A 20,599-nucleotide genomic window follows, 5' to 3' on the forward strand; every position below is an offset into this window, starting at 1 on the left:
GCGGCTCGCCTCCCTGACCGGCCGCGCCCGCGGTCCACGACCACCGACGATCCGCCCTCCTCGAAGACCCGAAGGCAGGTCCCATGACCCCCCGCACCACCGCCCGCACCGACGCCACCGACTGGTGGCGGCACGCCGCCATCTACCAGCTCTACCCGCGCAGCTTCGCCGACGGCAACGGTGACGGTATCGGGGACCTCGCCGGAGTCCGGGACCGTCTCGACTACCTCAAGGCCCTCGGCATCGAGGCGATCTGGTTCAGCCCCTGGTATCTGTCCCCGATGGCCGACGCCGGTTACGACGTCACCGACTTCCGCCAGATCGACCCCCGCTTCGGCACCCTCGCCGACGCCGAGGCGCTCATCCACGACGCACACGAACGCGGCATCCGCGTCATCGTCGACGTCGTCCCCAACCACGTCTCCAACGAACACGAGTGGTTCCTCAAGGCCCTCAGCGCGCCGCCCAACTCACCGGAGCGCGAACTGTTCTGGTTCCGCGAGGGCCGCGGCGAGCACGGTGAACTGCCCCCGAACGAGTGGCAGTCCATCTTCGGCGGCCCGGCCTGGACCCGCGTCCCCGACGGCCAGTGGTACCTGCACCTGTTCGCCCCCGAGCAGCCCGACCTCAACTGGCGCAGCCCGCTGGTGCGCGCCGAGTACGAGGACGTCCTGCGGTTCTGGTTCGACCGCGGCGTCGACGGCATCCGCGTCGACTCCGCCGCCATGTGCAGCAAGGACCCCGAGCTGCCCGACTACGACCACAGCGTCTTCCCCGACCCGCACCCTTACGTCGACCGCGACGAGAACCACGAGATCTACCGCGGCTGGCGTGCCGTCGCCGACTCCTACCCCGAGCCGTGCGCACTGATCGGCGAGGTCTGGCTCGCCGACCCGGCCCGCTTCGCCCGGTACCTGCGACCGGACGAACTCCACTCCGCGTTCAACTTCGACTTCCTCGGCTGCGGCTGGGACGCCGCCGATCTGCGGGCCTGCGTGGACCAGACCCTCGCCGCGCACGCCGACATCGGCGCCCCCAGCACCTGGGTCCTGTCCAACCACGACGTCACCCGCCACGTCACCCGCTACGGCCGCCCCGACACCAGCACCGCCGCCGGCATCCGCCAGTACAACCCGGTCGTCGACGAAGACCTGGGACGCCGCCGCGCCCGCGCCGCCGCCCTGCTCACCCTGGCCCTCCCGGGAGCCGTCTACATCTACCAGGGCGAAGAACTCGGCCTGCCGGAGGTCGAGGACATTCCCGCCGACCGCCGCGACGACCCCATCTACCACCGCACCAAGGGACAGGACCCCGGCCGCGACGGCTGCCGCGTCCCCCTGCCCTGGAGCGGCCGGAGCGAGCCCTACGGCTTCAGTCCCGACGGCGCGGCACGCCCCTGGCTGCCGCAGCCCGCGGCCTGGGCCGACCTGAGCGTCGCCGTCCAGGAGACCGACCCGTCGTCCATGCTGCACCTCTACCGCGAGGCCCTGTCCCTGCGGGCCGGCGACCCGGCGCTCGGCGACGGCCCGATGCGGTGGCTGCCGGCCCCCGAGGGCGTCCTCGCCTTCACCCGAGGCACCGACTTCACCTGCGTCGTCAACCTCTCCCCAGAACCCTTCGACCTGCCCGAACACCACACCGTGCTGCTGTCCTCCCAGCCACTGACAGGGTCACGGCTGCCGACGGACACCAGCGTCTGGCTGCGCGGCACCTGACCGCGACAGGTGCCGGCACCCTGCGGGCGCGGCGGAGGAGGCTAACGCCCGCGCCGCCGCGCCCGCAGCCGCAACACGATGAAGACGAAGAGCACCGCCCACACGATCAGGAGCACGACTTCGCCCCACGGCGGCAGCTCCGGGCGACCGCCCTCGGCAAGCAGGACCTGGCTCGATACGACAGCAAGGCTCATGTGCCTTCTGGTGCCCCGTCGTTCGACGCGCATGTGCTTGCGTCGTCAGGGCCCGCCGGTGCCGTGCCGGCCGCCGTGCCGGCCCGGCTGTCAGCTGCCGGGCCGCCTGCGCGGAGGGAAGTGCCGAACGGCGTGCCGAACGGCGTGCGGGACGGCGTGCGGGACGGACCGTGGAACGGGTTGAAGTGCGCCGGGGCGTGGTCGATGGGCAGATCCGGACGCCAAGCGGTGAGGATCTGGGCCGAGCAGACGAAGAGCCCTTGCGGCAGATCATCCAGGCTGTGCCACCTCCAGTCACCGACGCTCTCGTCCGGCTGATCGGCGGCCTCTCCCTCCCAGGCCGTGACGACGGCACCGACGGTGACCCGGAGCACGTCGCCCACCCGGTCCACCAGCGTCCCGACGAGGGTGACGTCCCGGCTGCTCGCTTGGAGTCCTGTCTCTTCGGCCAGTTCGCGCACCACCGCCTCCTCGAAGCTCTCACCCGGATCCACCTTGCCGCCGGGAAGCTCCCAGGTGCCTCGCCGATGTCGGCCGAGCAGCAGACCCCGCTCGCCGTGGAGGATGGCTCCGACCCCCACAGCCGCATGGGGGGCCGGTGGCCGGTGGGTGCGAGGGCGGCTGGAGACGCGGTTCGGGCTCGGACGTGGCCGGCGCCTCGCGCTGATCAGCTGGACGACGACGGGGTCGTCCGGCTCCGGCGCACGCAACAGCTCCACCGACTCGACCGCGAATCCGTGCTCGGAGAGCAAGTCCTCCCACGTCTGCGGAGTGAGCGCCCACAACTGCGCCGGGATGGGCTCCTGGTCGCGCAGCCGGATGAACTGCCGACGCGGTGTGACGGTGTCCGAGGGGCCGTTCCCGTCGCTGTCGGTGTGCAGCGCGGAGAAGACGAGGAGAGCGCCGTCGGCAAGGCCGTCCCGCAGAGCCGGGATCAGATGACCCGGGTCGACGCAGCCGAAGGTGCGGATGCCGTAGGCCACCTCGTACGGCTCGGCATGGCGCAGGTGGTCGACGACGTCGGCGTGGAAGAACCGTACGCCGGGTTCCGAACCGTGGTCGGCCGTGGCGCGCGCGTGCTGGGTGGGCGACACGTCGACCCCGTCCACCAGGGCCCCATGGGCGCGGGCCAGATGCACGGCGTGATGGCCGGGCCCGGAGCCGATGTCGAGCACGCGTCTGCCACGCAGGTCTCCCAGGATCTCGGAGCCAGGGCCGACACCGGGCCAGCCTGCCCAGTCGATGCGGTCCGGCACCGGCGGCGAGTAACCGCGGTCCAGTTGCCGCTGCCCGTAGATCGTCCAGCTCTGCTCGTAGCCCGGCTGCGTGGTCATGGGTCGATTCTCGCGGCGGAGAGCCTCGGCGTCAGGCGGATGTCAGACGGGCGAACCAGACGGGCGTCGGACGGGCGCCGGGTGGCGCCACGGGGTCAGGGTCGGGCTGCGCCATCGGAAACCGCATGCGACGGTCGATCAGCCGGAGGCACACTGCGCCCATGAGCCGCGACGCCGAACCGACGTGCCTGGTCGGCCTGCCCGCGCCGGACGGTCCGGAGGGAAGTCGAGGGTGACCCGCTCGACCCTGGCTGCCTCGGCGGCCGGCGGCGTGTACCTCTCACAGTTCGTCACCGGGACGAGCAACGGCGGTCTGACCGCCTATCCCGGCGGTTACCGGTGGCGCTGGGAGAGCGGTGGCCGCGCCTGGCACGCTTGGGCACACCTCGATCAGCCGAGGGCAGGCAGCCGCTGGGGCCGGCGCGACCTTGATCCGTTGTCAGTGGCGGGTGCCACGATGGACCGCATGAAGACCTTCGAGTGGGGGCCGCTGCTCAAGCGGTGGAGCGAGGAGTGGCTCGAAGCGCTGGAAGCGCAAGAGCCGGAGGAATTCGCGGAGCTGGACGAGGAGATCGTGCGGAACCGCTGGCTGGGCTTCGCGCCGGCCAGTCCCGCACGCCTCGCGGCCCTGGACGAGCGGATCCGGGGACTCGGGATCGAGGTGCCGCTGCCGCCGTCCCTGCGTTCCTTCCTCGCGACGACGGACGGCTGGCGCCACGCGGGAGGTTTCGTCTACCTGCTGGCGGGGGCGGAGGGCATCGCGCCTTACGGAGATCCGTACGACCTCCAGTCGATCTACGAGGAGCACCTGGCCGAGGACCCGACCGAGGAGGAGGCCCTCCGGGCCGGTATGTGGGGCCGTGCGCTGCAACTGTCGCTCGACTCGGACATGACGGACGTGCTGCTCGACCCGGGCGATGTGGGCGCCGACGGGGAGTGGGCGGTGTACCTGTACCACGGGTGGGGCGGTGAGCCGCCGGACCGGTACGACTCGTTCCGCGTGTTCATGGAGGACATGTACCAGGAGTTCTACCGGCTCGGCGGCGGTCAGCCGGGATTCGAGAACGCCGTGACGCGTGACCTCGACGCCAAGACCGAAGAGGCCCGACTTGGCTGTCTGCGGGGCCGGCTGGACGAAGCACTCGCCGTCCTCGGCGAAGCGGGAGAGCTCGGCAGACCACGCGCCGGCCTGCTGGCCGCCCAGCTCCGGGCCCTGCTCGACGGCAGTGGCTGGATCCCGGTCGAACCACGCATGGACGATCCGCTGTACGCGCGTGAGGTGCTGCCCCTGAAGGTGCGCGACCACCTGCGCGGACACCCGCACGACGACTCCTTCGTCCTCGGCCCCGTGACGGAGGACTACGCGGCGGACCGGGTACGGGCCAAGGCCGTCCTGGAAGAGATCAGGCAGCGCACCTACCAGTACACCTCACCGGGTCCCTTCGGCCGCGCGGTCGAGGACGCCAGGAAGCTGGCGCGCTGGGGCGACACGGACGGCGCCTGGCGGGTGCTCGCGGCGGCCGTCCCGCAGTGGGAGCCGTACCGCGAGGACCATGTGGCCCCGTTCGGCCTGCTAGGCGATCCGCTGCTCGGGCCGCTCGTCACGCCGGAGCGAGGCCGCCAACTGCTGACCACGCCCCGTGCGGGTCACGCGGCGGCGACGCCGGTGCCCGCCGCTGCGGAGGAGACGGTCGTCGACGGGCTCGGATGGCTGTCCCAGGGACACCCCAGGCATGCGCTGCGCCGGGACTCGTACCGCTTCGTCCTGCTGGAAGGCATACGCCCAGAAGAGCTCGCGGAGCGATTCGGCGTCGGCCCGCTGGAGCCGGTGGCCGGCGAGACCGACCTCTGGGGTCTGCGGTACGCATGGCAGCGGGAGGGCCGGGTCGGCCCCTTGGCCCGCATCGGTCACCGGGACGGCTGGAGCTTCGCCTTCGAGTCGGCCTGCGGACAGGGCTTCGCCGCCGCCCGCCTGACCCACCCCGGCACCCAGCTGTCGCGCGGCACCCGTGCCGTCACGGTCTGGCGAGCGCGGAACCTCTTCCACTTCGCCTGCGCCGAGGACGGCGAGCAGCGGTACGCCTGCACACTCCACGGAGCGGATCTCCACCACACGGGCACCTTCCCCACCGCGCTCGCCCCGGACCGCCTCTTCCCGGACCGTCTCCTCCCGTACCTCGCGGAGACCGCGACCCCGGTCCCGGACGAGCGCCGTGCCCTGGACGCCATAGCGGCGGAATTCGGAGTCTCGCTCCCGCAATTCGCCCTGGATCACGGCAGATTGCCCGCCCTGCCGACGAAACCGTGGATCAGGTAAGCCTCTACGGGGCCTGGGTGGCGATCTGGATCAGGTTGCCGCAGGTGTCGTCGAAGACGGCGGTGGTGACGGGGCCCATCTCCAGCGGTTCCTGGGTGAAGCGGACGCCGAGGGCGCGCAGGCGCTCGTACTCCGCCGTCACGTCGTCGACGGCGAACTGGGCCAGCGGGATGCCGTCCTGGACGAGGGTGTCGCGGTAGGTCTTGGCGATGGGGTGGCCGGCGGGTTCCAGGAGGAGTTCGGTGCCGCCGGGCTCGTCGGGGGAGACGACGGTCAGCCAGCGGTCCTTCTCGCCCAACGGGACGTCGTGCTTCTTCACGAAGCCGAGGATCTCGGTGTAGAAGCGCAGGGCCTCTGCCTGGTCGTCGACGAAGACGCTGGTCAGACGGATCTTCATGAGGTGCTCTCCGAGGTATCTGAGGCGTCCGAGGGCTCCGATGCGTCGGACGGGGTGGGTGCGGGCCATCGCTCGGTTATGTGCCGCAGCGGGGCCGTGTTCAGGTCATGGAACTTGTAGCGGCCCTCCCGCCTGGTCTCGACGAGCCCGGCGGCCTCCAGTACGGCGAGGTGCTGGGAGATCGCCTGCCGCGAGATACCGAGCCGGTGCTTCATGCTCAGCCTCCCGCAGATCTCGAACAGTGTCTGTCCGGACCTCTCTGAAAGCTCGTCCATGATCGTGCGACGGGTGGGGTCGGCCAAGGCTTTGAAAAGGTCGTCGGCCACGACCACAGCATAGGCAAGCCCTCGCTTGCCTATCAAGTCGAGGGCGGAGCCAGGAGGGCGATCGGGACCTGGCAGCTCGGACGCCGGCACGCACTGCCCCAGCACCCCGGACCGCTCCGAGTGCGCGCGGAGACCAGAACCCGTGCGCCGGTCGGCCGGTCGACGGTCAGGGCCGCTATAGGCTCCTGCGCGTCGCCCATTCGCAAGATCTCCGGAGATGCACATGCCCGCACGACCCCTTTCCGACTCCGACGACCGGACCGTGGAGATCGTCGACGTCCCCGAGGCCTCGCGGTTCGAGGTACGCCTCGACGGCAGGACCGTGGGCCTTGCGGACTACCTCCGCACCGACGCCTTGGTGGTGTACCCGCACACGGAGATCGACGAGTCCCTGAACGGCCTGGGCCTCGGCTCCGCCCTGGCGCGCGCGGTCCTCGACGACGCCCGCGAACGCGGCCTGCCGGTGCTGGCCACCTGCCCGTTCATCTCGGCCTGGATGCTGCGGCACCCGGAGTACCGCGACCTCGCCTACCAGAACCGGAGCAGGGTCGCCGACTAGGCGGCAGCACTGCTGCTCGGCAGGTCCCCCCACGCGGTGGCGTCACCGCACCTCGCGCACGGCGAGCAGTTCGATGTCCGCGCCGGACCGTTCCAGCAGCGGTGCGGCGGAGGTGCGGCGGGGGTCGGCTCGGTAGGTGGCGAAGTGCTCGTCGCTCGGGAAGGTCACGACATGGGCTTCGACGCGGTCGTCCAGAGTGCGAAGTCGCTGTTCCAGTCGCCCGCCGTGCTCCTCGAGGAGCGGGAGAACGGCGTTCTCGTAGGCGTCGAACGCATCGAGTCCTCCTTCCGGCAGGCGTGCGAGCAGCAGGTAGGTGATGGGCATGGCTGCCTTTCCGTAGTGGTGGGTGTCGGCTGCGGCCGTCGGGCCGGTCAGTCTCCTCCGCCGAGATCGCCGCTGTCCGAGTCCGTCACGTCGCCCAGGTCCCACCGGGGCGCCGTTCGGCCGGCGCGGCTCGGCCTGCCCCTCGGGCATGAGCGCGCTGTCGTGACCGGTGTCGGCGGAGCGGACGAGCTGACGACGGACACCCGGTAGCGAGTGCGGGTGTCCTCGCCGGCCAGTGCCCGCGTGACCGCGGCGCGGCAGCGGCGGGTGAAGCGGGGCCAGGGGCGGGACAACGCGGGCGGCCGGATCGCCGCGAGGGCGGCCAGTACGGCCCACAGGACGATCCACGCTGTCGTCCACATACCGGCATCCAGAGCGGGCAGTCCCGGCACCGGACACCTCGCGATCATCGCGTGCATGGACAGGCCGAACGCCGTGGCGAGGGCGGCCGTCAGCGCGGGTACGCGGTAGGTGCCGAACGTGCTGCGCAGCGGCGGACGGCGCGACTGGAGGAGCTTGCGGAACCGGGCGAAGCGGGCGTCGTGCAGCAACTCGCGGACGGTGGCGCCCTTGTGCCGGCGCACGGTCGTCACGAGGGCTGCCAGTGCCGGGTTCTGCTGCGTCCCGAGGCGTCCGCGCGGCACGGTGCGCCGCCACCAGACCACGTACAGCGCCGCGTTGACGCCCGCGAAGGCGAGCGGCCAGCCGGTGGCGATCCATGCCATGCCGCCGCTCACGACAGCGGCCCCGCCGCTCCGCTCGAGCTGTGTGACACCGGAAGGTAGGACACCGGACACCACCCCCGAAAGGCCGCCTGCTCGTCCCGGTCCGCCCCAACGGCGGTGCAAGGCAGCCTACTTGGCGAAGTCTGCCACCCTGCCGGACATCCGGGCCCCCTTCATCCGGGTCAGGAGGGCGGAGCGGGGATCGGCTTCGCGTTCAGGGCCAAGGCCGCGTGGACGAGGTTGGACGCCATGGCCCGCCCCGTCGAGGCGGCCCAGTCGTGGCCGCGCTCGTCGTCCAGGTAGTCCGGGCCGGGACCGGGGCCGAGATGCCAGTATGTCCAGGCCTGACCGGGGATCGTGAAGCCGATGTCGCCGAGGGCGCCGTTGATCTCGCTGATGACGTGGTGTGCGCCGTCCTCGTTGCCGGTCACCAGGACACCGGCGACGCGGTTGTAGGCGACGGGGCGCTCCTGGTCGTCCGTCTCGCTCAGCATCGCGTCGAGGCGTTCGAGGACGCGCTGGGCGACCGAGGACGGGCGACCGAGCCAGGTCGGCGAAGCGATGATCAGGATCTGCGACGACAACACCTTCTCGTGTACGCCGGGCCAGTCGTCGCCCTCGCCCATGTCGGTCTCGACCCCGGGCTTGAGGTTCAGATCGACGGCCCGTACGACGTCCACTTCCACTCCGTGGCCCTTCAGGGCGGCGATGACGATCTCGGCGAGAGCCTCGGTGTTCGAGGGCTGCGGTGACGGCTTGAGGGTGCAGTTGATGACGAGTGCGCGCATGCAGCCCCTCTTTCCCCGCTCGGCGGAACCACACGGCCGGCGTCCGGTCTGTTCACCCGATCGATCCCGTCCCTTCACCACCAGCGCGAGGGCGGCCCGGTCCGCGTTCGGACGTGCGCGGGGACGGGCACACCGCCCCCACGCACGCACTCCGGTGGGTCAGTCCACCAGCGCCGCCTGGCGCGGGACGCCTGCCCGCGATGCCGCCGCCGACGCGAAGTTGTCCTCGACCTCCGCCTTCTCGGCGGCGTCGGGGTACGGGTTCGTGCAGGACACTCCCGCGCTGGAGCCCGACATAAGGCTGGAGCAGGGGCCGGGCTTGCGGTCCGGCAGGCCCAGGATGTGGCCGAGTTCGTGCGCCGAGATCCGTACGGTGTTGTAACCCTGGGTGACGGCCTGCCGGCCGATGTAGACGGTGCCGTTGCCGAGCGAGGTGGTCAGGGCGCGGGGCCAGCCGTTGTCGGCCAGGATCCGGATGTTCGCGCGCTGTCCGGCCGCGACCGGGCGCAGTTCGACGCTGTCGACGCTCTCGTTCCAGATGGCGGCGCCCCTGTCGACGGCGGCCTTGAACTCGGCCGAGGCGCCGGCGTCGTAGGTGACGACGCGGGCCGCGATGGCCGGGGCCTCGGCGGCTGCGGGTGTGGCGTATGCCTGACCTGCGGTTATCAGACTCGCTGCGAAGGTTGCGGCGAGGATCGGGGCGAGTGTGCGTGCGTGCAAGGTCGACCTCCTGTGGGGGAAGGTGGGCGTGCTCATGCCGCGTACTGCTGGGCTCCCTGCCCGTGCTCGGCGAGCGCCAATCCCTCATTCGGCGCACCCGGCACCGGGCCACCGTAACCGAACATCCGCGCGGCCCGTGGTCCGCTGCCCCCGCCGCCGTCCGCCGTCGCCCGCCACCACCGCCTCCCGCTGCACGCTCGTAGGACGGCCGCGGTGGCGCGGCCACGTCGAACCGGGACGCCTGCTGCGACGACGGTCATAGGCCGGTCACCTGACCGCTCACCTGCCCGCTCACCCCCTGTGAGTCTCCGGTGAGTGACGTGCGAAGATCCGCACTCAGGTATCCACGCCCGGGACCGCGAGAGCCGACCGGGGCGACCCAGCACCAAGGAAAGTCCGTATGCGCACCAACGTGATCAGAGCCGGCCGAGCAGCGATGTCCGTCGCGGGGCTCGTCCTCGCCGCCGGCTGCGGCGGCGGTGACGCTTCCTCCGCTCGGACCGTCGCTCCGTCCGCGTCCGCGTCCGCGTCCGCGTCGTCGTCCCCGGCCCCGTCCGGGACGGCGTTCGGGCAGGCGGCGGTGAAGGGTGAGCTCGACGCGGCCGTCGAGGCCGCCGGGATGCCCGCCGGGCAGACCGAGGTGGGCTACCCCGAGGCGGATCGGTCCGCGGACCCCGAGGCCACGGAGAAGGAACGGAAGCTGATCGCCCTCGCCACCCGTCTCTCGCCCTGCGTCGTCTCCTGGTCGTCGGACAAGTCGTCGTACGACTCGTCGGACACGTCGTCGGGCTCGTCGGAGAGCGACACGGAGGTGTCCGCGACCGAGCGGCGCCAGGAGCTCAACGCCATGCTCTCCGAGCTCGCCGCGCAGGGCTGGAAGAAGACCGGCCCGGACACGGAGACACCCGTGGGGGAGGGCCGGTCGTACTTCCAGGCCTCGTACGAGAAGCGAGGCTGGAGCGTGTACGCCCGCCACTTCGACCTGGGCGGATGGGCGCGGTCCGAAGTCGTGGCCACGGAGAACGCCTGCTTCGATCGCCTCAGCGCGGAGGAGGAGGCCCTGATGGGCATGGAGGACGAGCCCGAGGCGTCCGCGTCCCCGCAGAGCCGGAGCTAGCCGGCCGCGGGGCGGTGTCACCGCTGCCTCGGATCGGCCCTTGACGAGACGCGCCGCGCCGCTTCCCGGACATATCATCACAAAACGTGTGTTATTTGATCATGAATACACCTAAGCGGCGTACCGTGCTCAGTGCCTCGATCGCGACCGTCGGCGCGGGAGTCCTGGGAGCCTGTTCCGGGCCGGACTCGCAGTCCCCGCCCGGTCCCGCGTCCGCACGCGCCTCACGTCCGGGCTCCGCGGCAGGACCCGGAAGCGGCAGCGCGCACAGCGGAGACGGCGGCGGCTTCGTCCCCAAAGGCCCCAAGGGATACATCAACCCCTCCGATCCCGAGGTCCTGGCCGTTGAGCGCGAACGCGGTTCCGGCCCGCTGCGCAGACACCGCCTCACCGCCACCGAGACGGTTCTCGACCTGGGAGGACAGCAGGTCAGGTCATGGGCGTACGGCGACATGGTGCCGGGCAGGGCGATCCGCGTCACCGCGGGCGACCTCCTCCAGCTCACGGTGGCCAACCGCCTGCCCGAGGCGACATCGCTCCACGCGCACGGCGTGCGCCTGCGCTGCGACATGGACGGCGTTCTGGGGCTGACCCAGGACCCGATCATGCCGGGCACGGACTACACCTACCGCTACGCCGCCGCGCACCCGGGGACCTATCTGCTGCACTCGCACTCGGGCATGCAGCCCGACCGCGGCCTCTACACCCCGCTGATCGTGGAGGACCCCAAGGAGCCGTTGTCCTACGACCAGGAGTGGGTCGTCGTCCTGGACGACTGGCTGGACGGCGTGGGCGGCTCCTCGCCCGACGGCGTGCTGGCCCAGCTGCGAGGCGGCCGGGCCATGCCGCCGATGCACATGGGAATGGGACCGGAGGCCGCAGGCGGAGCGGCCGGCCGTCGCGCGCCCGTCCACCCCGACGCCTCGGCCTCCGTCGCCCCCGGCGTCCCCTCGCGCATCCTGCACGACTCCCACAGCCGCATGCTGCACGGCGTGGCCGGCCATGTCGCCTACCCGTACTACCTGGTCAACGGGCGCCTTCCGCAGGCTCCGTCGGTCTTCAGGGCCCGCCCCGGGGACCGGATCCGGCTGCGGATCATCAACGCGGGGGCCGACACGGCCTTCCGGGTGGCGCTCGGCGGCCACGAGATGACGATCACGCACACGGACGGCTACCCGGTCGAGCACAGGACCACGGACGCCCTGCTGATCGGCATGGCGGAGCGCTACGACGTTGTGGTCACCGCCAAGGACGGGGTGTTCCCCCTGGTCGCGCTCGCCGAGGGCAAGGGCGCCAGAGCGATGGCGGTACTGCGCACCGGCAGCCAGGGCGCGCTTCCCTCGCCCGACGCGCATCCGGTGGAGCTGGACGGGCTCGTCGTGCCGGCCAGACGTCTCCTGCCTGCGGAGAGCGTGGCCCTGCGGGACGAGGAACCGGACCGTGAGATCCGTATCAGGCTCACCGGGAGCATGAAGAAGTTCGACTGGGGCATCGACCACCAGCCCTACGCCGTGGAACAGCGGCACGCGGTCCGGCAGGGCGAGCGGGTCCGGCTGACCGTCATCAACGCCACCGACATGTGGCACCCCGTGCATCTGCACGGCCACACCTTCGCCCTGACCGGCATCGACGCGGCGGGGACCCGCAAGGACACCGCCATCGTCCTGCCCCACCGCAAGCTGGTGTTCGACTTCTACGCCGACAACCCGGGCCTGTGGATGCTCCACTGCCACAACCAGTACCACTCCGAAAGCGGCATGATGACCGTCGTCGGCTATCAGAAGTGACCTGCGACCTGTGACCTGTGACCTTCGACCTGCGGTCTGTGGCCGAGGACGGCCGCCTCACTGCCCGAGGTGGGTGAAGCCCGCCCACCCCCGCAGGTCGTCGGGGTCCACGGAGGCGGCCCGCGCGGCCAGTTCGGGTGGCATGGTCGCGGGGGGCCGCCGCTCGGGGTCGAGCATCCACAGCTGGGCCAGCCGCAGCGCGGCGGCGGGACGGGCGCCCTCGGTGCGCAGGTAGTGGTGGACCATGAACATCAGGTACGAGGTCGCCTCGTCCGGCACCGGCCACAGCGAGCCCAGCACCGACCTGGCCCCGTCCACCAGGAACGCGGTGGACAGTGTGAACGCCTCGTCGTAGCCGCGCCCGGAGACATGGGTGGTGCAGGCCGCCAGCGCCACCAGCCCCAGTCGTCCGGGCCGGTCGCGGCGCTGGGCCAGCTCGGTGAGCTGCTCGGCGGCGAGCGTGCCGCCCGCGAGGTGGAGGTGTGAGGTGCGGGCTGCCGAGTGCGCCGCCACCTCGGCGTGGCAGGCCAGATGCAGCACTCCGCCCGGAGACAGGCCACGCAGCCGCAGCCAGCCGAGGACTTCCTCCGGAGTGCCGGTGCCGGTGGCCGCGCCGGCCGGGTGCCGCCCCAGGTACGGGGCGGTGCGGTAGAAGGCGGCGTGCAGGGCGGCGGCCTCCCGGCCCGCGTGCGGCAGATCGCCGGTCGGATTCCCGACGACCAGGCCGGGCGCGTCGCGGGGCACCGGCTCACGGTCCATGACCTCGCAGTACAGGCGGGCCGAGGCGGCGTAGGAGACGACGGCGTCCTGGACGGCGTACCGGTACCGGTGGCCGTGACGGCCGTCCGGCGTGCGGGTGCGGGCCGCGTGCCAGGGAACGGCGGCGAGATGCCCCATGGGGACCAGCACCACCTTGGGCGGCCGGACGGCGCCGTGTGCGCGCAGATGCGCGAGCAGCGGCTCCGTCGCGGCCGCCGAAGCCCAGTCGCAGACGGTCTCCAGGGCCCGGCGCCCGACCTCCCGGCCGCCGGTCGGGACGGACGGCGCACCGTCGCCGGGCCCCGCGTCCCGGCTGCCCGTCCCCGCGCGCGGGCCCAGGTAGGCGGCGAGCTCGGGCGCGTCCGACGTCAGCCGAGGCAGGTCCACCAGGCTCGTACGGCCGTCCGCGTGGACGGCGACGGCGCAGCCACCGGGCCCGCGCCCCGCACGCTCGCCGGGTACCAGGTACACCAGGGCGTCCGCCCCGGCCCGGCGCAGCGCGGCGGCGACGGCGGGGAGCGGAGGCGGGACGAGCAGGTGGCCGAGGCGGGTCCCCGCTGTGGAGCCGGAGTCGTCGGCCGGCGCCTCGGCGTCGAGGTCGTCGGTGCCGGCGAGGACCTGGAGCACCCGGTGACGCAGGTCGCCGGGAATGCCCTCGGCCGCCTCGGGGCCGTCGGCGGAAGCAGCCGTGCGCCACTCGGCGGCGAGGTCGGGACGGCCCGCTGCCGTGAGCCGTTGTGGCACCGTGCCGACCGCGGAGGCCGCGTGCAGGACCAGGCCGCGGCCGGCGTCCAGGGCCTGCACCGCCTCGTCGAGGCGGCCGTCGGCGATGCACCAGCGGGCCACCTGCAGGGCGTGCGAGGCGGAGAGGGTGAGGGCTTCGGCCGTGTGCTGCGCACGTGACTGCAACAGGACCTGCCAGGCGTGGCCGCGCAGCGCGCGCAGCCCGGCCGCACGGCTGCGGGCCTGGTACTCGGCTCGGGCGGCGGGCCGAGCCGTGCTCGTCGAGCGGTACGCCTCGGCGAGCTGCATCGCCGACGGCGCCCAGCCGAAGTGCCCGGGATGGGCCGCGAGGCGGACCACCTCCTCGGACCAGCGGACGGCCTCGTCCAGGTGGGCCGCGTCACGGTCCGCACGGTGCCGGTGCAGCAGGAGCGTCGACAGGGTGTGGGCGAACCGGACCCTGTTGCCGCCGGCATCGGCGGGATCCAGCGCGAGGGCTTCCCGCAACAGCGCGATGGCGTCGTCGAGCCGGCCCGGGTCCGGCTCCCGCAGCACGCGCAAGCCGTGCGCCAGTCCGGCCGTGCCCAGCGCCTCCGCACGATCGCGCGGCGGCAGCGGCGCCGACTCCCGTCGCACCCGCTCCGGGTCGATGTCCGCGGGCCTGGACGGGGACCGGGGCGGGACGCCGGGGGCGAGGAACTGCTGAGCCGAGGTCAGCGCGTCGAGCAGCGGGACCACTTTGGAGCGCATGGCGTCGTCCGTCGGGAGCCGGTCCATCGCGTGACGCAGCTCCTCCGCCGCCACGGCCAGCCCGGTGCCGTCACTCACGGCGAACGCCCGGCGCGCCCCGATCAGGGCGTGCTGCACGGCCGCGTACAGGCGTGTGTACGCGGTCACCGACGGGTCGGCGCGCACCGCGGCCAGCTCGGCGGCGGCCCGCGCGAGGGCGTCCTGCGTGCCCCGCACCTGCGCCAGGAAGGAGAGCGCGGCGATGCGGCACACCTCGCGGCTGCCGCGCAGCGCGTCGTCCGCCGTCGCGGTGTCCGGCGCGGCGAGGGCCATGTCGAAGTGGTGCAGCGCCACCTGGAACTGAGCCGCGTCGTAGGACCGCCCGCCGACGGTCAGGGCGGTCTGGCCGGCCACCATGTGCAGGCTCGTCCGGATCGGGTCCTGCTGCGGCAGGACCGCCATGGCCGCACGGATCTGTTCCATGACCTCCTCGGCGCCGGGAGTGATCCCCAGCCCGCCGAGGGACGGCGAGAAGAAGGCCATCAGCAGCATGGGCAGACGACGCAGACCGGCGCCCGCCTCGGCCTTCTGGCAGCGCTCGATCACCCGCTGGAGGTCCTCGCCCATCGGCCCGAAACTCGTCAGGCCCAGCCACTGGAGATCCTCGGATGCGGCGCCACCGGACTCCGGCCCGCCTTCCGCCCGCGCCGCCATGGCCTGCTGGAGCGCGGTCGCCGCCCGCCGCCCCGCGGCGATCACGGGATCGTCGGGCGTGTCCGGCAGCTGACCGGCGCGGACCCGGACACCTCTGACGTAACCGCGGGTGGCCTGGAGGTAATTGCGGACGCCGGGCGGGCAGGTGGGCACGGAGAGGGCCTCCGCGTAGGCGTCCTCGGTGGCGCGCAGGGCCTGCGCGTCGAGGGTGTCCAGCGCCACCACCTGCCATGCGGCGGCCAGGTCCATCAGCGCGCTCCAGCGGTCCGGGGCGTCCGAGGGCCACCGCTCCGCGACCTGGCGCAGCACGGCGAGGGCCCGCCGCGCGTCCGCCGCGTTCGTCTGCTCGCCGGCCCGCTCGCGCAGCAGCCGGCCGTAGTTCCGCAGCACCGGCAGGGGATACTCGGCCAGCAAGGGGCTGTCGAGCGGCAGATGCTCCAGCTGTACCAGGGCTTCGGCGACGTCGCGCGGGTCGCGGTGTTCCCTGGCCTCCGGCAGCCGCAGGAGCAGGATCCTGGCGAACTGGGCGCGGGCGATCGGGAACCAGCCGTCGTCGCACTCGCCGGAGTTCTCGCCGTCGTCGACGGCTCGCCGGATCTCGGCGAGGGCCCGCTCCAGGTCGGCGTCGGCGCCGGTCAGATCGAAGCGACGGGCGTACTGCTGCCCGTGGTGGAAGCGGAAGAAGGCCGGCTGGCCCATGGGTTCGGGTACGCCGTCCAGCGCCTCGCCCAGCTGGGTGATCGCCGCTTCCACGTCCGCCGGGTCGTTCGTGCTGAGGAACCGGGTGCCGTACGCGATACCCAGCCGGGCCCGGACCTGGCGGGTGATCTCCTCGCCCGCGGGGAGGACGGCCGCGGCGGCCTCCAACTGCCGGGTGGGCTCAGCCAGGAGTGCGGCGAGCCGGTCCGGGGTGGGGTCGGGGCCGCAGATCGCCTCGTACCGGAACCAGTGCAACTGGCCGAGGATTCCGCGCCATCGCGGTACGTCCCGGTGGCCGGGATCCTCGGCGACCGCCTGGTCGACGGCGGCGATCGCGGCATCGAGCTGCTGAAGGTCGCCCCGGCGTTCGGCCAGCTCAGCCAGCCACAGACCCATGGCGACCCGCGACGCCGACCGGTCGAGGCCGCCGTCGGACGGGTGCCGGGCCAGCTCGGCACGCGCCTGGGCGATCCACTCCCGCAGCTCCTCCTCGGACACACCGCTGAGGTCCCCGTCCGCGATCTCCCTGTCCACGATCTCGCTCTCGGCACTGCCGTCCAGCATCCCCGGCTCCATTCCGGCGCGCCCGCACCCCTGGACCCAGTGAACCTCAACTCCGCGCCGAAAAGCGGGCGTTGCTCGGTCGTTTCCCGGCTGTGGTGTGCTGTCATGGCTGGAGAGTGCGGCGAGGCGGTGGCCCCGGTCGGCCGGGCGGACGGTGGGTGCGCTCGGCTCAGGCCGCCGTCACCACCGCCGGGGAGGGCGCTCCGCGGCGGTGCCGGTCGGCACGTGGGCGAACAGTGGCCCGTCGCCCGGGTCCCGAACACGGTGAGCAGACGCGGCATCGGTCGACCACCGCCACAGGGCTCAGGCCATCTGCGCCTGCAACGGGCACACCACACCCGTGAGTTCCTCGGAGACCGTCCACAGCCGCCGGGCCGTCGCCGGATCGCTCGCCGCCCGGGACCGGGACACCAGGGTGGGCCCGCCGCGGAACTCGCCCCAGCCGTCGGGGCCGACGTAGGAGGCGCCGGGCAGGTCCTGGGTGGCGGCGTACAGGGTCGGCAGGGCGCCGGCCCGGTCGCTCTGAGCCAGGTACTTGTTGGAGAACCGCATCCCCAGCCGGGCCACCCGGCTCGCCGCGTGGCTCTGGAGGTTGGTGGCCGAGTACCCGGGGTGGGCCGCCAGGGCGCGGACCCGGGAGCCGGACTCGGTCAGCCGGCGCTGCAGTTCCAGCGTGAACAACAGGTTCGCCAGCTTGGACTGACCGTAGGCGCCCCGCGGGTCGTAGGCTGCGTCGCTGTTCAGGTCGTCGAAGTGAATCGCCGCGTCGCCCCAGCGATGGGCCGCGGAGGAGATGGTGACCACGCGGTCGGTGACGTACGGCAGGAGCAGGTTCGTCAGGGCGAAGTGCCCGAGATGGTTGGTGCCGAACTGCATCTCGAAGCCGTCCTTGGTGCGCTTCCGCGGGATCATCATCACGCCCGCGTTGTTGATCAGCACGTGCAGCGGCCCCTCCCACCCCGCGGCGAACTCCCGGACGGACGCCAGGTCGGCCAGATCGAGTCGCCGCACCTCGGTGCTGCCAGGCACGCTCGCGGCGGCGGCCCGGCCGCGCTCGGGATCCCGTACGGCGAGGACGACATGCGCGCCCGCACCGGCCAGCGCCTGGGCGGTGGTGAGGCCGATGCCGCTGTTGGCGCCGGTGACGACGGCCGTACGGCCGCTGAGATCGGGCAGTTCGGTCGCGTTCCACTGCTGCGTCTGGGTCATGCCTCCGAATGTAGGCGTCGACAACAATGCTGTCAATGACAACAATGCGGACGTCGACAACAAAGCTGACGATGCCAACACCGGTCTACGATGACCCCATGCCCGAGAGCCGCCCCTACCACCACGGAGACCTGCGCTCCACCCTGCTCGCCGGTGCCGAGCGCACCCTGCGGACGAAGGGCGTCACCGCGCTCTCCCTGCGGGAACTGGCCCGCGAGGCCGGTGTCAGCCATGCCGCGCCCGGCCGCCACTTCAAGGACAAGCAGGCCCTGCTCAACGCCCTCGCCCTCGCCGGCTACGACCGTCTCGAGCAGACCCTCCAGGCCGCCGACGACCCCGGCCTCGCCCTCGAACCGCGGATCACCTCCCTCGCCCGCGCCTATCTCCGCTTCGCCCTCGACAACGCCGAACTGCTGGAGCTGATGTACGCCCGCAAGCACGACCCCGGCGCCTCCGAGCAGATGGCGTCGGCGATCGACCGCACGGTGGGCTCCCTGGAGCGGGTTCTGGCCGACGCCCAGCGGCGCGGCGAGATCGTCGAGGGCGATCCCGAGCAGCTCACCCTCATCGCCGGCGCGAGCCTGCACGGCCTCGCCGCCTTCGCCGCCGGCGGCATGCTCGCACCCGAGGCTGCCCTGGCCGGCCTCGAGGACCTCGTCCACACCCTCCTGCACGGCCTCAAGCCCCGCTGACGGTGCCGCCGGGACCCGAGCACCCGGCCGGCTGCCACTCCGATGGTGACGCCGTCGCTGCCCAGCACGTCCAGCGCGTAGGCGAGTTCGACGAGGGCGCCGTCGATGTCCGGCAGGGGGAGCGAGGCGAAGTGGCCGAAGCGGGCCGGATGGGCACGCACCAGCTCGGCGGCGTACTCGTTGACCTCGCGGGTGAGCGCGCGGGCGGCCGTGTCGTCGCCGAAGTGGGTGCCGGGAGAGGAGATGGACAGCAGCGAGGTCCGGATGCGGTGCTCGTCCATGAGCCGCAGGTGCTCGCACGCGTCCCAGGAGGGCCAGCCCGGCATGCCGTCGGGATGGATGTGGCCCGCCGCCCGGGCGGCGGCCACATAGGAGTCGGTGACGAAGTGGGCGTGGACGTCGATCAGCTCGTCGGCGGTTTCGGCCATGGACGGTCCTCGGTCCTCGGTCCTCGGTTCTCGGGATCTCGGGATCTCGGGTTCGCGGGTTCTCGGGTTCTTGGGGTGCGGGTGATCGGGCTTTAGGGGGCCCGGCCGTGCGGCCCGCGTGGCGGGCCCTCGGTCGGCTGGTTCCGGCGCACCCGCCGAGCCGAAAAAGATACGAACGACGGGGACCGGAGCTCTTGCGCGCGATCTACCTGGCCGCACTGGAGGAGCTGGCGGAGACGAGCTTCGAGGAACTCAGCCTCGAGAAGGTCGCGGCCCGCGCCGGCACCGGGGTGACCACCCTCTACCGCCGCTGGACCACCCCGGCCGAACCGCTCCTCGCCGCACTCTCCGACCCGGCGACCGGCTTCGCCCAGCCCGTCCCGCCCCGCACCGGTTCCCTACGCGGTGACCTGCTGTCCGTGCTCACTGGGCTGGCCGGCAGCCTCGTGGAGCCCAGAGGCCGCGCACTGCGCCCGCTGATCGCCCAGCGCCCGCGCCACCCGGAGCTGTTCGACGAGATCTTCCGGGCGGTGGTGGTGCCGCACCAGCACCTCCTGCTGGACATCCTGCGCGCCACGGCCGACCGCGGCGAGGCCGATGCCGCCGCGGTGACCCAGCGCCTCGCCTCCCTCGGACCACGACTGATCATCATGGAGTCCATGCAGCACGACGAGGTACCACCGTCCGAGGTGGCCGCCCTCGTCGACGAGGTGCTGCTGCCCCTGACGGCGGTACGCGGTCACGCTTGAGCCGCCCGCGCTCAGGCCCGCTTCGGCGCAGCCGGCACAGCGGCGTACGGATAGAACCCCCGCCCGGACTTGCGGCCCAGGTGTCCGGCCTCGACCATCCGCGACAGCAGCGGAGGCGGCGCGTACAGCGGCTCCTTGAACTCGGCGTACAAGGACTCGGCGACGGCCAGGGTGGTGTCGAGGCCGATGTGGTCGGCGAGGGCCAGCGGGCCCATCGGGTGGGCGCAGCCGCGCACCATGCCGCTGTCGATGTCGTCGGCGGTGGCGAACCCCGACTCGAACATCCGGATCGCGGACAACAGGTACGGGATCAGCAGCGCGTTGACGACGAAACCGGCCCGGTCCTGAGAGGTGATCACATGCCGGCCCAGCGTGCGGCTGACGAACGCGTGCATCCGCTGCCAGGCCGTGTCGCACGTGGTGAGCGACGGCACGAGTTCCACCAGGTCGAGGACCGGCACCGGATTGAAGAAGTGCACGCCCATGACCCGGTCCGGACGGCCGGTGGCCGCCGCGAGCCTCATGACGGGGATGGACGAGGTGTTGGTGGCGAGCAGCGCCTGCGGCTTCACCATCGTGCGGTCGAGCGCCGCGAACAGTTCGAGCTTGAGGTGCTCGATCTCCGGGACGGCCTCGACGGCGAGATCACGGTCGGCGAAGTCGGCCAGGTCGGTGGTGAAGGTGAGGCGGTCCAGGGCGCGGTCCCGCTCGTGGGCGGTGAGTCTGCCGCGCTCCACGCCACGGGCGAGCGACTGCTCGATCCTGAGGCGGCCGGCTCGCAGTGCGTCGTCGTTCACCTCGTGCACCAGGGTGTCCAGCCCGGCGCGCGCGCAGACCTCGGCGATGCCCGAGCCCATGAGCCCGCAGCCCACGACACCGACCTGGCGGATCTCCTCGCTGTTCACGGCGCTCACCGAACCGCCGCCCGGACACCGGGCAGGTTGCGCGCCATCACGATGCGCTGGACCTGGTTGGTGCCCTCGTAGATCTGGGTGATCTTGGCGTCGCGCATCATGCGCTCGACGGGGTA

Annotated in this window: 19 protein-coding genes and 1 pseudogene; 7 read left to right on the forward strand and 13 right to left on the reverse strand. The window is 72.4% G+C overall.

Going from position 1 to position 20,599, the window contains the following annotated elements; genetic code table 11:
* Positions 1–83 precede the first annotated feature (83 nt).
* Complete coding sequence (locus ABT232_RS32510) at positions 84–1,715, forward strand: glycoside hydrolase family 13 protein (protein WP_351846736.1); 1,632 nt, start codon at positions 84–86, stop codon at positions 1,713–1,715.
* A 41-nt stretch (positions 1,716–1,756) separates the two neighbouring features.
* On the opposite strand, the gene ABT232_RS32515 is transcribed toward ABT232_RS32510, so the two are convergent.
* Together ABT232_RS32515 and ABT232_RS32520 are read right to left on the reverse strand one after the other, a co-directional pair.
* Positions 1,757–1,909, reverse strand: a complete 153-nt coding sequence (locus tag ABT232_RS32515) for a hypothetical protein (RefSeq protein WP_351846737.1) — start codon at positions 1,907–1,909, stop codon at positions 1,757–1,759.
* Positions 1,906–3,243: a bifunctional class I SAM-dependent methyltransferase/NUDIX hydrolase gene (locus tag ABT232_RS32520; protein ID WP_351846740.1), complete on the reverse strand. Its 1,338-nt coding sequence runs from the start codon at positions 3,241–3,243 to the stop codon at positions 1,906–1,908. The genes ABT232_RS32515 and ABT232_RS32520 overlap by 4 nt, the downstream gene beginning before the upstream one ends.
* Positions 3,244–3,709: 466 nt before the next feature.
* Between ABT232_RS32520 and ABT232_RS32530 the strand changes: the two genes are divergently transcribed.
* Positions 3,710–5,560 carry an SMI1/KNR4 family protein gene (locus ABT232_RS32530; RefSeq protein WP_351846779.1) on the forward strand — a complete coding sequence of 617 codons (1,851 nt, stop codon included), beginning with the start codon at positions 3,710–3,712 and terminating at the stop codon, positions 5,558–5,560.
* Positions 5,561–5,564: 4 nt separating this feature from the next.
* Here ABT232_RS32530 and ABT232_RS32535 read toward each other — a convergent pair whose 3' ends face one another.
* Together ABT232_RS32535 and ABT232_RS32540 are read right to left on the reverse strand one after the other, a co-directional pair.
* The gene (locus ABT232_RS32535; RefSeq protein ID WP_351846742.1) at positions 5,565–5,957 is read right to left on the reverse strand and encodes a VOC family protein; all 393 of its coding nucleotides are present in this window, start codon (positions 5,955–5,957) and stop codon (positions 5,565–5,567) included.
* On the reverse strand, positions 5,954–6,283 hold the full coding sequence (locus ABT232_RS32540) for an ArsR/SmtB family transcription factor (protein WP_351846745.1): 330 nt from the start codon (positions 6,281–6,283) through the stop codon (positions 5,954–5,956). Before ABT232_RS32540 ends, ABT232_RS32535 begins: the two co-directional genes overlap by 4 nt.
* A gap of 223 nt (positions 6,284–6,506) precedes the next feature.
* On the opposite strand from ABT232_RS32540, the gene ABT232_RS32545 reads away from it, so the two are divergent.
* Positions 6,507–6,842: a GNAT family N-acetyltransferase gene (locus tag ABT232_RS32545; RefSeq protein WP_450871838.1), complete on the forward strand. Its 336-nt coding sequence runs from the start codon at positions 6,507–6,509 to the stop codon at positions 6,840–6,842.
* A gap of 42 nt (positions 6,843–6,884) precedes the next feature.
* Here ABT232_RS32545 and ABT232_RS32550 read toward each other — a convergent pair whose 3' ends face one another.
* The 4 genes from ABT232_RS32550 to ABT232_RS32565 form a co-directional block, all read right to left on the reverse strand.
* Positions 6,885–7,166 carry a hypothetical protein gene (locus tag ABT232_RS32550; protein WP_351846749.1) on the reverse strand — a complete coding sequence of 94 codons (282 nt, stop codon included), beginning with the start codon at positions 7,164–7,166 and terminating at the stop codon, positions 6,885–6,887.
* A 47-nt stretch (positions 7,167–7,213) separates the two neighbouring features.
* Positions 7,214–7,891 (reverse strand): hypothetical protein, encoded by a 678-nt coding sequence (locus ABT232_RS32555; protein ID WP_351846752.1) that lies wholly within the window; start codon positions 7,889–7,891, stop codon positions 7,214–7,216.
* 182 nt (positions 7,892–8,073) lie between these two features.
* The gene (locus tag ABT232_RS32560) at positions 8,074–8,679 is read right to left on the reverse strand and encodes a flavodoxin family protein (RefSeq protein WP_351846755.1); all 606 of its coding nucleotides are present in this window, start codon (positions 8,677–8,679) and stop codon (positions 8,074–8,076) included.
* Positions 8,680–8,838: 159 nt separating this feature from the next.
* The gene (locus tag ABT232_RS32565; RefSeq protein ID WP_351846757.1) at positions 8,839–9,399 is read right to left on the reverse strand and encodes a snapalysin family zinc-dependent metalloprotease; all 561 of its coding nucleotides are present in this window, start codon (positions 9,397–9,399) and stop codon (positions 8,839–8,841) included.
* Between the two features lie 400 nt (positions 9,400–9,799).
* Here ABT232_RS32565 and ABT232_RS32570 point away from each other — a divergent pair, with 400 nt between their 5' ends.
* Together ABT232_RS32570 and ABT232_RS32575 are read left to right on the forward strand one after the other, a co-directional pair.
* On the forward strand, positions 9,800–10,516 hold the full coding sequence (locus tag ABT232_RS32570; RefSeq protein WP_351846760.1) for a hypothetical protein: 717 nt from the start codon (positions 9,800–9,802) through the stop codon (positions 10,514–10,516).
* A gap of 101 nt (positions 10,517–10,617) precedes the next feature.
* On the forward strand, positions 10,618–12,303 hold the full coding sequence (locus ABT232_RS32575) for a multicopper oxidase family protein (RefSeq protein ID WP_351846763.1): 1,686 nt from the start codon (positions 10,618–10,620) through the stop codon (positions 12,301–12,303).
* Positions 12,304–12,360: 57 nt separating this feature from the next.
* Here the strand turns inward: ABT232_RS32575 and ABT232_RS32580 are convergent, their stop codons facing one another.
* Entirely contained in the window at positions 12,361–16,491 is a 4,131-nt protein-coding gene (locus ABT232_RS32580; RefSeq protein WP_351846765.1) for a CHAT domain-containing protein, read from the reverse strand.
* A gap of 303 nt (positions 16,492–16,794) precedes the next feature.
* The gene (locus ABT232_RS32585) at positions 16,795–17,700 is read right to left on the reverse strand and encodes an oxidoreductase (protein ID WP_351846768.1); all 906 of its coding nucleotides are present in this window, start codon (positions 17,698–17,700) and stop codon (positions 16,795–16,797) included.
* A gap of 98 nt (positions 17,701–17,798) precedes the next feature.
* Here ABT232_RS32585 and ABT232_RS32590 point away from each other — a divergent pair, with 98 nt between their 5' ends.
* Entirely contained in the window at positions 17,799–18,392 is a 594-nt protein-coding gene (locus tag ABT232_RS32590; RefSeq protein WP_351846770.1) for a TetR/AcrR family transcriptional regulator, read from the forward strand.
* Between the two features lie 14 nt (positions 18,393–18,406).
* Here the strand turns inward: ABT232_RS32590 and ABT232_RS32595 are convergent.
* Positions 18,407–18,820, reverse strand: a pseudogene (locus ABT232_RS32595) (amidohydrolase family protein); the annotation flags it as partial.
* Positions 18,821–19,014: 194 nt separating this feature from the next.
* Here ABT232_RS32595 and ABT232_RS32600 point away from each other — a divergent pair.
* On the forward strand, positions 19,015–19,569 hold the full coding sequence (locus tag ABT232_RS32600) for a TetR/AcrR family transcriptional regulator (protein ID WP_351846772.1): 555 nt from the start codon (positions 19,015–19,017) through the stop codon (positions 19,567–19,569).
* Positions 19,570–19,580: 11 nt separating this feature from the next.
* Here ABT232_RS32600 and ABT232_RS32605 read toward each other — a convergent pair whose 3' ends face one another.
* Complete coding sequence (locus ABT232_RS32605) at positions 19,581–20,474, reverse strand: 3-hydroxybutyryl-CoA dehydrogenase (protein WP_351846774.1); 894 nt, start codon at positions 20,472–20,474, stop codon at positions 19,581–19,583.
* A 5-nt stretch (positions 20,475–20,479) separates the two neighbouring features.
* A partial coding sequence (locus tag ABT232_RS32610) for an acyl-CoA dehydrogenase family protein (RefSeq protein ID WP_351846782.1) occupies positions 20,480–20,599 on the reverse strand: 120 nt, incomplete at its 5' end.

The sequence above is a fragment of the Streptomyces sp. NPDC001532 genome (assembly GCF_040298625.1).
Classification (GTDB): Bacteria; Actinomycetota; Actinomycetes; order Streptomycetales; family Streptomycetaceae; genus Streptomyces.